The sequence below is a fragment of the Staphylococcus sp. 11262D007BW genome (genome assembly GCF_053547815.1).
The window spans coordinates 1,638,629-1,651,437 of sequence record NZ_JBPWPJ010000001.1 but is presented as its reverse complement, the minus strand read 5'-3'; the positions used below and the strand labels follow the sequence as shown (position 1 = coordinate 1,651,437).

Sequence of the window (12,809 nt, the reverse complement as noted above, 5' to 3'; positions counted from 1 at the left end):
TAAGAAAAAAGGTATATGATTAAATAAAGGAGGCCACAATGTATCAAATTCAACATGTCGATCAATCTCAAATTCAAGCACTTAGAACAATAGGTAGGGAAACATTTGCGGTGAGTTATCAAGACGATTATGACCCCACTGTACTTGAAAACTACTGTCAAAATGCATTTAGTATAGCAACATTAGAAGAAGAACTCTCTGATGACAATGTATATTACTATTTTTTAAAGAAAGGCTCTGAAATTTGCGGTTATTTTAGATTAAATGTCGGTGAAGCGCAAAGTGAGCCATTTGATGATGATTATGCAGAAATACAGCGACTTTATGTATTACCGCAGTTTCAAGGTCAAAAACTGGGAGAATTAATAATTCAAAACGCATTTGATATCGCTAAGTCATTAGGGAAAACGAAAGTTTGGTTAGGCGTTTGGGAAGAAAATCATGGCGCTATTGCTTTTTATAAAAAACAAGGACTGGTCGAAACAGGGGACCATGAATTTGTAATGGAAGGCATAGTAGACCGAGATTTAATATTTGAAAAACATTTATAAAGCGATCACTCATTATTTATATACGATGTTTATAAAATGGAGAAAAGTGAATAAAAAAGTAAATCCCATTGTAAAATAAAGTTATAAAAAATTCACAATCTTAGTAACGAATATGATACGATGAACTTGAGTCTTGTATCATAAAAAATAAAAGGAAGTGAATCGCATGAAAAAATTATTTGCAAGTATGTTAATGTTTAGTATTGTTTTATCAGCATGTTCGGCTAATAACGATTCAAGCGACAATGGTCAAGATGAAAGTAACAATGATTCACAAACGCAACAATCGAAAGATAACGAACAGAAAGATAAAGATCGTAAAAGCAATGACTCAGACTCAAAAGACAATGACAAAGCATCTAACGACAAAGCATCTAATGACACAGATTCAAATGATGATGAAGCAACTCAAAATGACTCAGCATCATCTTCAGAGCAAAATGACAATCAAGACGGAAATAACGCTAACATGGATAACCAAGCCTCATCTGCAGGAAATAATGATCAAGCATCAATGAATAATGAAGGCACTAATAATCAACAAGTAGCAGATGGTAATCAACAAGCGACAATGAACGGTGGCGCAAGTAATAATCAAAATGCGACAAATAATCAGGGATCATCTCAAGCTCAAAATAATGTCGCAATGAATGATCAAAGTAATAATGTTGACTCAACACAAACGTCATCATATGTTGCACCTTATCAAGGTCAGAATGTCGTACCTGTTGCACAAAATCTTGCACGCCAAGAAGTAAATCAACAAACTGCATTGCAACAATTACCTAATTTTGAAACATCTTTAGAAGCGGCAACTGCTGAAGCTAATCAATTAAACGGAGCGAATAATCCGTACAATGATTATGCTATTCAAGGTGAAGATGGTAACTACACATATATGTTTAGTTTTATTAATCAATCTAACCCTGGCACATATATGCTTGTAACAGTAGATTATACTGGTCAAGCCAAAATTGTGGATCCAGCTTATCAACAATAAACGCAATATGAAATAATACACTAGAGGTTGAGACAAAAGCGCTCAGGATTTAAGCAGAAGTGAACGAAATAAAGATCGACTTCGTTTAGTTGGTCGTTCCATTTATCATCCGTCAAATTTTGACGAATCGTGCACTTTCTGCCGGACATCCTACTTCTGGGACACCGCTATTCGGTTTCCTAGAGCATTAATGCTTTAAGTCTCAACCTCTATTTTTTTGTGTATTAGAAAGCCTCGTCGTAAGGTTTACTTAAAATGTTGTTTTTAATGTGAAGTTTTTCACTATTTATTGAATTAAACGGATATTGATGGTACTATTTATGTGAAATAAATCACAATATCAAGTGGTTAATTTGATAAAAAATTGAAAGTAGTGAAGAAGATGTTAGTAACAAGTTTTGACCCCTTTAACAACATTGCAATATCTGCACTTATTGCAAGTATTCCTATTATTTTATTTTTGCTATGTCTTACGGTTTTTAAAATGAAAGGGATTTATGCTGCATTAACTACTTTAGTGGTAACTATTTTAATTGCGGCGATTATCTTTAAACTACCTTTAAGTATTGTTACTGGAGGTATTGGAGAAGGATTTTACCAAGGTATTTTACCAATCGGGTTTATTGTTTTTATGGCGGTTTGGTTATACAAAGTGACAGTGGCTACTGGCCAATTTACAGTGATGCAAGATAGTATTACCTCTCTATCTGAAGATCAACGTATTCAATTATTATTGATTGGCTTTTGCTTTAATGCCTTTTTAGAAGGTGTAGCCGGTTTTGGCGTACCTATCGCGATTTGTGCGGTTTTATTAATTCAGCTGGGCTTTGAACCTCTTAAAGCAGCGATGTTATGTTTAATTGGGAATGGGGCAGCTGGGGCATTTGGTGCCATAGGTTTACCTGTTTCAGTGATCAATACATTGAACTTATCAGGAAATATTGAAGTGCTTGATGTTTCACGTGCAACGAACCTTAGTTTGCCGATATTAAGTATTTTAACACCGTTTATATTAGTATTTATTTTAGATGGATTGAAAGGGATTAAAGAAACACTACCATTTCTTTTAGTAGCTGGTATTCCTTTTGCGATTTTACAGATTATTTTTAATCAAATATCAGGGCCAGAGCTAGTGGATGTCATTCCACCTTTAGTATCTATGGCAGCATTAGCGATCTTTTCGAAATATGTTCAACCTAAACATATTTTCCGAATACAAGGTGATGAGCAACCGACATCTACTACACCTAAACATACACTTAAAGCAATTTTATACGCATGGAGTCCTTTTGTGATATTAACCATTTTAGTATTAATTTGGAGTTCCCAATTCTTTAAAGGTTTATTTGCAGAAGGTGGCGCATTATCGTTTATGAATGTTACATTTAGTCTCCCTGGTACAGAAAATAACGTCACAGGCGAGCCAATTATATTGACTTTTAACATTCTCAACCAAACAGGCACTGCTTTATTAATTGCCGTTGTTATTACAGTCATTATGTCGCGCAATGTGCACTTTAAAAAAGCTTTGAGCTTATTAGGTGAAGCATTTAAAGAACTATGGTTACCGATTTTAACGATTTGTTTAATTTTAGCGATTGCTAAAATAACAACATATGGTGGTTTAACGAATGCGATGGGTGAGGGCATTGCTAAAACAGGTAGCATTTTCCCATTATTATCTCCTATCTTAGGATGGATTGGTGTCTTTATGACAGGATCAGTAACGAACAACAATGCTTTATTTGCACCAATTCAAGCAACAGTAGCACCTCAAATTGGCACAAGTGGTGCCTTACTCGTTGGCGCAAATACAGCAGGGGGTGCAATTGCTAAATTGATTTCACCCCAATCTATCGCAATTGCGACCGCTTCAGTTAAACAAGTAGGTAAAGAATCAGAATTACTTAAAATGACGTTAAAATATAGTATTGGTTTACTCGTCTTTTGGTGTATTTGGACATTTATCTTATCGTTTATTGTTGGAGCATAAGGATAGTAAGGAAAATAAGAATCAAGAGGGTTAGGGATATAGCATGATGCCTAATCCTTTTGTTATATTTAACAATAAAAAATCGAACCTATGGCATGCATAGGTTCGATAAATATTAAAACGATAGGTTGGATTTTAGTTAAGAATTTCTTTTGCTTTGTCATCTCTAACAAGTAAGAATACTTTACCTTCATCCATTTTTTCTTCATATTCAGAAGCTTCTTCTTGTGTTAAGCCGATTTCTTTAAGTTTGTCTCTAAGTTCGTCACCTTGTTTGTCATATGTTTTGCCAGTATCTAGGTTATTATAATCAATTTTGTCGTAATCAGTGTTTTCTACAATTCTAGCTGTACGGTCATCGTCGTGTGATAATACAAAAACATCAGATGCTTTAACGCCTAAATCTTTTAATTTGTTAACATCATTTTCTAAAGTTTCATCATTATTAAAACTTTTTACTACAACCATAAAAAACTCTCCTTATTTTTTAGTATTATCAAATGAATGTACATTAATCTATACCACCAAATTTTAGGAGTAAACAAAAATTAGTTAGTTCTACTAATTATTTTTGGGGTTGTATTATTCAAAAGTTGTTTTTATATGCTCATGATGTGATGTAAAGTGTCCTTACCGTGTTGGTATGATAGTTATATTTATAATGTTTCTAACATGTTGTTAAATTGGCGATAGATATCGTCTGGTTCATATTGAGATACAGTTTGATAGGCTTGTTGTATTATTTGTTTGATTTCAGGTGAATGACTGTATTCTACAATGTCTAACAATTGATGAGCGAGTGCTTCTGGATGTTGATGGGGTACTAAAAAACCATTGCGTTGATGGTTAATGAGTGATCTTGGTCCGACGTTACCATCAAAACTTACAACGACACTGCCTTGATTCATTGCTTCTAAGATGGTCATACCAAATCCTTCATTTCGTGAGGGCACACACGTGATTTTACTTTCAGCGAGTAAAATACCGACATGTTGTGTGGCAGGTTTAACAAATACTAAATCCTGTAAACGAAGGATGTTAATTTGTTGAATGAGTGCTTCTTTTTCGCGACCTTCTCCGTAAATTTCTACAACGTATCCATAGTCTCGTAATTCCTTTTGTATCTGATTAATCGCTTCAATTAATAAATCAAATCCTTTTTCATATTCAAAACGGCCCACAGCAATAATTCTTTTTTGTTTCATGATGTGGTAACGCTTTTCGTCAATCATATTTGGGAGAAGTGATACAGGGATGTTAAGTTTGGATTGATAACATTGTTGATCTTCGACAGTTAATGTTGTGACACCATTGAGTTGGTTGTAATACTTTAAAATATCTTCTTGTAATGGTTTAGAGTGAGCTGTAAAGTTCATATGTTCCATACCTACAGTAGCCTGGTTAGGTGATGCAAAGCGCGCAATTAAAATATTATGACTTGCTCGTGTACCAATTAAAACATCGGAAGTTTCGCTTTGAATGGCACGGATAATATAACGTTCAATGTAGCTAGAATATTGCTTAATACCTGGTTCGTGCTGTGTGATGTATTTTGGTTTTAATAAAGGGGTATATTTACGGATGCGATTGGCACTTAACGCGATCCCATTGCGTAACTTTATGCGATAATCAATCAAGTGTTCGACCCGGATACGTTCATCAATATGAAAATAAGGTGCTTTTTTCGTTTTGAAAATGGAAATAAGTTTAACTTCATGACCTTGTTTAACGAGTTGATTCGCTAGATTAGTAATGGTTTTAACTGTCCCCCCGACAGCGTAGATATTATGCATTAAAAAGGCGATTGATTTCATAATAAATCCCTCAATATAATCTATTTTTAATAATTATAGCATTCTTATGGAATGAATGTTTAAAATTTGCAAGTAAGCATAGTATTGTCATCCTATCATAAATCATGAACCTATGTATGCGCTTTTAATCTCTTTATGAAAACGTTTAAATAATTGTCATGAAATCCCTTTTTTATTATGAGATTTAAGTATATAATTAATATGTTACACATTTTGGAAAGTATATACTTCGTCAACGCAAAGGGTAATATCCCAATATTGACAAGCTTTAATTTGAAAAGGGGGACTGTATTGTTATGAACAATTTACATAACAAGACAGATGTTGTGCTTATAGGTGGCGGTATCATGAGTGCGACATTAGGCGTATTATTAAAGGAATTACAACCAGAGTGGGATATCAATGTATTTGAAAAACTGGATGCGTGTGCTAAAGAGAGTTCTAACGTGTGGAATAACGCGGGTACTGGGCATTCAGCGTTGTGTGAATTAAATTATACTGGTGAAAGAAACGATGGCTCTATAGATATTACTAAAGCAATTAATATCAATGAACAATTTCAGGTTTCAAAACAATTTTGGTCTTATTTAGTTAAAAACGGTAAGTTACCAGAACCTGAAGCGTTTATTCATTCAGTGCCACATATGAGTTTTGTGACTGGTGAGCAAAACGTCAAATTCTTAGAGGCGCGTGTTAAAGCTTTAAGAGAAAATGTGCTTTTTAAAGGCATGGATTTAGCGAGTGATGTTGAAACTTTAAAAAAATGGATCCCGTTAATGATGGAAGGTCGATCTGATTCAGATGAGCCAATTGCGGCGACACGTGATCAATCTGGTACAGATGTTAACTTTGGTGCGCTGACACGTCAATTAATCAATCATTTAGATGAGCAAGGTGGCTCTATTTACTATGAACACGAAGTTATCGACTTAAAACAACATAAAGATGGTTCATGGACGGTTAAAATCCGTGATTTAAAAGAAGATAAGGTTTTAACGGTTGAATCAAAATTTGTGTTTATTGGCGCAGGTGGGGCAAGCTTACCACTCCTACAAAAAACAGGCTTACCTGAATCTAAACATATCGGAGGTTTTCCAGTCAGCGGCTTGTTCATGGTTTGTAAGAACCAAGAAGTCGTTAATCAACATAAAGCGAAAGTCTATGGTAAAGCAGAAGTAGGCGCACCACCAATGTCAGTGCCGCATTTAGATACACGTTATATTGATGGGGAACGTGCATTATTATTCGGTCCTTTCGCAGGCTTCTCACCTAAGTTCTTGAAAACAGGTTCATATTTAGATTTATTTAAATCCGTTAAGCCAAATAATTTAACAACAATGCTTGCTGCAGGCTTAAAAGAAATGGATTTAACAAAATATTTGATTTCTCAATTGTTATTATCTAATGATGAGCGTATGGATGATTTAAGAAAGTTTGTTCCAGAAGCGAAGAACGAAGATTGGAAGGTCGTTGTAGCAGGACAACGTGTCCAAGTTATTAAAGATACTGAAGCAAAAGGAAAAGGCACATTACAATTTGGAACAGAAGTGATTACATCTAAGGATGGCACAGTAGCCGCATTACTTGGTGCGTCACCTGGTGCTTCAACTGCAGTGGCAATCATGTTAGATGTTATAGAGCGCGCTTTTCCAACGCAATTTAAAGAATGGGAACCTAAAATTAAAGAGATGATTCCTTCATTTGGCGTACGATTAACAGATGAAGTAGACCTATTTGAAAAAGTAAATAAAGATGTGTCACGTCAACTAAAACTAGATAACGATGGTGCATTATTAAGTTAATCAACTTAATTGAATCAATAAAACGCTGAAAATGAACTCATTTTCAGCGTTTTTTTAAATTATTTAAATGGATTTTTAGGTAAGGTAATTTGGAATATAGTCCCTTCATTAACTTGACTCTTCACGTCAATCGTTCCATGATGTCGTTGGATAATGGATTGTGAAATGGCTAGACCTAAACCATTACTATCGGAGGATTGGCTATGTTTATAAAATCGCTCAAATATGTGTTTAACGGTTTCTTCAGACATTCCCGGACCATCATCTTCAATCGTAATTATGATATCATCGTCATTTTGTTGTAGCTGAACATTGATCATCCCATAATGCGGAGTATATTTAATCGCGTTACGTATAAGATTGCTAATCGCTTGAATAAGTAATCGCGCATTTCCTATAGACGTTACAGGTGCTAACTCATAGACGACGGTTAAAGATTTAGAATCAATCGTATAAGCTTCCTCATGTAAAATATCTTGAATGAGTTGATCTAAGTGACATGTATCTTCAAATTTTAAATGTGCATCGTTATCAAGCTCAGATAATAGTAGTAATTGTCTGGTCAATTGACTTAAACGATGCGTTTCACTGTAAATTTGATCAATATACTCTGTACGAAATGATGGAGGTAACGTCCGTTGTAATTGGGTTAATAGATGATGTATATGGGTTAAAGGTGTCTTCATTTCGTGTGATACATTTTGTACAAAGTGTTGACGCATATCATCAAGTTGTTTTAGTTTGGATCTCATTGTGTCAAAGTGTTGTTGTAATGCACCGATTTCATCTTGACGTGTCACTGCGATAGGGGTATTGAAATCGCCATTCATCATGCGTCCTGTCGCGTGTTTTAATTGTTGTACAGGTTTAACAAGGGCATACGTAGACCAAGTCACTAACCCAATTGAAATAATAATTAACAAGCCTAATAATACCAGTAAAAATAATCTAAATTCGCCAAAAGCATGACCGATATCTGGTCGCATAAAAACTGCATATGTGCCGTTATCAGTATTGAATGTAGTGCCGACTGTATTACGTGTTTCATTATCAAAAAAACCTGTAATAAAAGGGTTGAACGGGCGGTTGCGAATGCCGTGATAATTTTGACCTGCTAATACATCATCAATAGCGTCCGCTTTTAAATTGTCTTTGCGAAAAGATTGACCATAATAAGATGGGTGATGCTGTTCATCATAAGTGACGACTTGAAAATTCAAATCACCTAAAAGTTTCATATATTGTTCGAATGATTGTTGATCTTGTACTGAATGATAGGTTTTAGCTTTTTGCAATGTTTGCATAATCTTTGTATCATTACGTTCTTTCAATTCAAAGTGATAATATACATTGGTAATGAGAAAGCTGATTATTGCACTTAGGGCCATGACAGTAATAGTATAAATAGCTAGACGAGAATAGAGTGTTTTAAACATAGTCTGTCACCTTATACCCAACACTACGTACTGTTTCAATTTGAATCGTGGCACCTAACGTTTTAAGTCGAGCTCGTAGACGTTTGATATGAACATCTAATGTGCGCTCATCTCCTTCGTAATCAAATCCCCAAATTGATTCTATTAAACGATCGCGTTCAAATACTTGGCGCGGATAAGTGAGTAACAAAGATAATAAAGCAAACTCCTTATTAGGTAACATGACCCCCTTATCGCCAACTTTCATTTCAAGTTGAGCTTGGTCCACAGTCACATTACCAAGTGTCATCGTCGTTGATGTTTGAATTTGGTATCGTCTTAAGACGGCTTTAATACGGAAGATGAGCTCTGCTACTTCGAATGGTTTTGTCACATAATCATCAGTGCCAGCTAAAAAAGCTCGCTCCTTATCACTGAGTGCATCTCTCGCTGTAAGCATAATCACAGGGTAGTCATAATCGTATTTTAAAGTTTGACATAGCTCGAACCCATCCATGCCTTGCATCATAATATCGACAATCGCAATATCAATGGTGTGTGTCTTAAGATAATCTAAAGCGTTCTCACCACTAGATTGTGTAATTGCATCATAACCCTCTTTTTGAATACGTGATGCTACATACTCCAAAATGGTGGGGTCATCATCCACTATGAGACAACGAACTGTCATAGGCTAACACCTCTTCTTTGGTTAATAATAGATTAGTTTCATATTAACATAGCATATAAGATTTAAGTTTTAAAAATGAACACGAGTTCATATTCAGTTCACATTGGGCCTTTATGATATAGACAATGAATCAATGAGAAAGGAGTTACAACAATGAAATTGGCATGGAGTGAACTGAAATTTTATAAATTCAAGTATTTGTTAATTACATTTATTGTCATATTGTTGGCTAGTATGGTGCTCTTTATTACAGGGTTAGCCAAGGGATTAGCGCGTGAAAATATTTCGTTGTTAGATCAATTTAACTCAGAACAATTTGTGATTCAAAAAGACGTGGATCAACAACTTGAAAAATCAAATATTTCACCCAAAGCGCAACAACAAATAGAAGATATTATAGATGGTCAACCGCTTAAAATGACGATGGCTACAGCAGAATATAAAGATCAAAAAGGAGATTTATTATTTGCTGATATTCCTAAAGGGGAACGTCCTGCATTAGAAGAAGGGGAATTGCCGACTACAACACAAGAGGTCGTATTAAACCAAAAACTTAAAGGTGAAGGCGTGAAACTGGGAGATACGATTCAACTTAAAGACCAAGATCAACAATTGAAAGTCGTTGGCTTTTTCGAAGATGCCATGTATTCTCATACCAACGTTGCAATGTTGACGTCAGAAGGTCTAAATGAAGTGACAGACGGCAAAAGTGCTGTTTCAATGTATTTCTTAAAAAATACGTCACAACAACAAAAAGACGAGTTACAGCAAATAGATGATGTTGAAATAGTGAATATGCAAGATTTAGAAGATGCAATACCAAGTTATCAAGCAGAACAGGCACCATTGAATATGATGATTGTTAGTTTATTTGTCATCACAGCGATTGTGCTCACTGCCTTTTTCTATGTAATGACGATACAAAAAACATCTGAAATTGGTATTTTAAAAGCGATTGGTATTAAAACAAGTCATTTATTAGGCACATTATTATGTCAAATATTATTTGTGACGATTTTAGGTGTCCTTATTGCGACAGGTCTCATCTTTTTACTATCAATGGCTTTACCGTTAACAATGCCATTTCATCTGACAGGTACGATGATGTTACTAGTTATTGTTGTTTTCATGATTGTAGCTATTATTGGGGCGTTACTTTCATTACAACGTGTCTTTAAAATTGATCCGATAGAAGCAATTGGAGGTGGCAACTAATGAGTTTAATTGTGAAAGATGTGTCGAAATCCTTTGGTAAAGGAGAAGCCAAGACGAACGTACTTAATCATATTAACTTTAATGTAGAACCAGGGGAGTTTGTGATATTAAATGGGGCCTCTGGGTCAGGTAAATCGACGTTATTAAGTATCATTGGTGGCTTATTAACACCAAGTGAAGGCGTGATTCAACTTGGTGACGAAGATTTAAGTGGTTTAAGTACAAAGGCATTAACAGAAAAACGATTAAAAGATATTGGCTTTATTTTTCAAGCCTCTCACTTGTTACCTTATCTTAAAGTTAAAGATCAATTGATTTTAGTTGGAAAAGAAGCGGGGATGTCACGTAAAGAAGCAGACCAACGTGCAGTAGCATTGTTAAATAAGATTGGGCTTAATCACCGTATTGATGCTTATCCCCACATGCTATCAGGCGGAGAAAAACAGCGTGTCGCTATTATGCGTGCATGGATGAATGCTCCGAAACTATTACTAGCCGATGAACCTACTGCGAGTTTAGACGCTAAACGTGCGATTGAAGTTGTTAAAATGATTAAACAACAAGTTGCTCAAGAACAGACAATCGGTATGATGGTTACACATGATGAGCGTTTATTTGAATATGCTGATAAAATGCTTTATTTAGATGAAGGACAATTAACCACACGGTACAATGATTAATTTAAATGATATTAAAGGAATGGGTCATATTTAAAAGTGACAATTTCCATAAAAAGACGATTCGACAGGCGTAACTACCTAGCTTGTCGAATCGTTTATTTTATATATACATCAAGATAATAAAGATACTATAAAGAATCCATGTGATTGGGTATTGAAAAAGAATGCCGCAATAATCTCTAATGAGCGCACGCGCACGAAATGAGAAAGGCGAAAGGGAACCGTACCCAATGCTTTTAATTTGGGCTCGTTGCGCAAGGCGTAATGACCTTAATACATGAAAATCACTTGAAACAATGACAGTGTGATAAGTAGATGGTAAATATGACTTAGAATAATGCATATTTAAAGCGGTATTTGTCGATTGATCTTCCATACTAATTTGTTCTGGTGAAATACCTTGTTTTAGAAGATAACGTTGCATCGCTAAAGCTTCTGGAATGGGTTCATCAGGTCCTTGGCCACCACTGACAACAAAATGAATAGGATATGCTGATTGTTTTGAGAGATAAAGTGCCGCATCTAAACGTTGTCTTAACATAGGTGTCACCTCTTCAGTGAAAATGCCAGCTCCTAAAATAAGCAATGTGGTTGGCTTTGTCAGTTTTGGAGGGACCCGTGTAAGTTGTGTCATTAATAAGTAAATCACCCAATTAGCTAACCAAACTAATGCTAAAAATGTAAGTAGTCTAAAAGGAAGGATAATCGGATAGGGCATAAAACTCCCAACGATATAACTCCCAACTGTTAAAGCAGTCACCGATAAGCTATAAGTAATGATTTGTTTTATGACTTTAAAATGTTGCTTCATGGCCTTACTTATTATTAAGATGATTGTTAACAAATGGGGGATAAGTACCCATGGAAGTAATTCGAAGTGCCAAACAAAGTGTAAAGTTAAAAATAAAGCCATATTTATGATCATTAAAATGTAAAATGTATTAATATGGTTAAAATAATTTGGAAATAGTTTTAAAGATAATATTAAAATAAAATAAAATAATGTTAGAATTATCAGTGTAACCATGACGTATATCCTTTTCTCATTTCTTTTGTATATCAATCATACTAGAAACTTTACTCATTTTCGCTTAAAATGGTTATTTCATTCTATTCAAAGAGTTGGTATGATTAAGTGGATATGAAATAGATGGATGTGAAAGTAATGAATGAATCAAATTCTCAAAAGGTGAACGATCATATTAAGTTTATGGGCGAGTTTTTGACTAATATTAATGCTTTAACCACGCGTTTATTAAGAGATTTGCGTGCAAAATATGGCATTTCAAATGAGCAATCAAGCGTTATGTTGATGCTAGCCCATGAAAAAGCGCTCACGCTGACTGATATTACACTACTTCAAGGTGTAAATAAGGCGGCTGTTAGTCGTCGCGTAAAAAAATTGGTCGAACTTAATCTTGTAAAGTGGGTTAAAATGGACTATGAAAAGGATAGACGTTTTAAATATATTACGCTCACTGAAAAAGGATTGGAATATATTGTTGCGTCTAGAAAGTTAGTTGCGGATCTTGCGACAAAAATGTTATCGGATATTTCGGTACAAGAATTAGATAATACTGTCGAAGTGCTCGAACAAATTGATCAACGAGTGACACAACAGCTCAAACATCTTTAAACCAACGCGGAA

The 12,809-nt window shown here is 34.9% G+C and carries 12 protein-coding genes; 7 read left to right on the top strand and 5 right to left on the bottom strand.

All coding sequences use genetic code 11. From position 1 onward, the window contains the following. Positions 1 to 38 precede the first annotated feature (38 nt). The 3 genes from ACEE93_RS08305 to ACEE93_RS08295 all read left to right on the top strand — a co-directional run bounded on the left by ACEE93_RS08305 (position 39) and on the right by ACEE93_RS08295 (position 3,544). Positions 39 to 551, top strand: coding sequence for a GNAT family N-acetyltransferase (locus ACEE93_RS08305; protein ID WP_449155013.1), 513 nt, complete (start codon positions 39 to 41; stop codon positions 549 to 551). 166 nt (positions 552 to 717) lie between these two features. Then, entirely contained in the window at positions 718 to 1,551 is an 834-nt protein-coding gene (locus ACEE93_RS08300; RefSeq protein ID WP_449155014.1) for a hypothetical protein, read from the top strand. Between the two features lie 382 nt (positions 1,552 to 1,933). Next, complete coding sequence (locus ACEE93_RS08295; protein ID WP_449155015.1) at positions 1,934 to 3,544, top strand: L-lactate permease; 1,611 nt, start codon at positions 1,934 to 1,936, stop codon at positions 3,542 to 3,544. Positions 3,545 to 3,679: 135 nt separating this feature from the next. Here the strand turns inward: ACEE93_RS08295 and ACEE93_RS08290 are convergent, their stop codons facing one another. Next, entirely contained in the window at positions 3,680 to 4,012 is a 333-nt protein-coding gene (locus ACEE93_RS08290) for a general stress protein (protein ID WP_449155016.1), read from the bottom strand. A gap of 188 nt (positions 4,013 to 4,200) precedes the next feature. Then, on the bottom strand, positions 4,201 to 5,358 hold the full coding sequence (locus ACEE93_RS08285) for a glycosyltransferase family 4 protein (protein WP_449155017.1): 1,158 nt from the start codon (positions 5,356 to 5,358) through the stop codon (positions 4,201 to 4,203). Between the two features lie 296 nt (positions 5,359 to 5,654). Here ACEE93_RS08285 and ACEE93_RS08280 point away from each other — a divergent pair, with 296 nt between their 5' ends. Then, entirely contained in the window at positions 5,655 to 7,160 is a 1,506-nt protein-coding gene (locus ACEE93_RS08280) for a malate:quinone oxidoreductase (protein WP_449155018.1), read from the top strand. A gap of 59 nt (positions 7,161 to 7,219) precedes the next feature. On the opposite strand, the gene ACEE93_RS08275 is transcribed toward ACEE93_RS08280, so the two are convergent. Beyond that, positions 7,220 to 8,596, bottom strand: coding sequence for an ATP-binding protein (locus ACEE93_RS08275; protein WP_449155019.1), 1,377 nt, complete (start codon positions 8,594 to 8,596; stop codon positions 7,220 to 7,222). Beyond that, a complete protein-coding gene (locus ACEE93_RS08270; RefSeq protein WP_449155020.1) occupies positions 8,589 to 9,266 on the bottom strand; it encodes a response regulator transcription factor in 678 nt (225 codons plus the stop codon). The genes ACEE93_RS08275 and ACEE93_RS08270 overlap by 8 nt, the downstream gene beginning before the upstream one ends. 153 nt (positions 9,267 to 9,419) lie before the next feature. On the opposite strand from ACEE93_RS08270, the gene ACEE93_RS08265 reads away from it, so the two are divergent. Then, on the top strand, positions 9,420 to 10,481 hold the full coding sequence (locus ACEE93_RS08265; protein WP_449155021.1) for an ABC transporter permease: 1,062 nt from the start codon (positions 9,420 to 9,422) through the stop codon (positions 10,479 to 10,481). Beyond that, positions 10,481 to 11,161 carry an ABC transporter ATP-binding protein gene (locus ACEE93_RS08260; RefSeq protein WP_449155022.1) on the top strand — a complete coding sequence of 227 codons (681 nt, stop codon included), beginning with the start codon at positions 10,481 to 10,483 and terminating at the stop codon, positions 11,159 to 11,161. Before ACEE93_RS08265 ends, ACEE93_RS08260 begins: the two co-directional genes overlap by 1 nt. A gap of 100 nt (positions 11,162 to 11,261) precedes the next feature. Here ACEE93_RS08260 and ACEE93_RS08255 read toward each other — a convergent pair whose 3' ends face one another. Next, positions 11,262 to 11,972: a YdcF family protein gene (locus ACEE93_RS08255; protein ID WP_449155023.1), complete on the bottom strand. Its 711-nt coding sequence runs from the start codon at positions 11,970 to 11,972 to the stop codon at positions 11,262 to 11,264. Positions 11,973 to 12,383: 411 nt separating this feature from the next. Between ACEE93_RS08255 and ACEE93_RS08250 the strand changes: the two genes are divergently transcribed. Beyond that, a complete protein-coding gene (locus tag ACEE93_RS08250) occupies positions 12,384 to 12,797 on the top strand; it encodes a MarR family winged helix-turn-helix transcriptional regulator (RefSeq protein WP_449156493.1) in 414 nt (137 codons plus the stop codon). Positions 12,798 to 12,809: the final 12 nt, after the last annotated feature.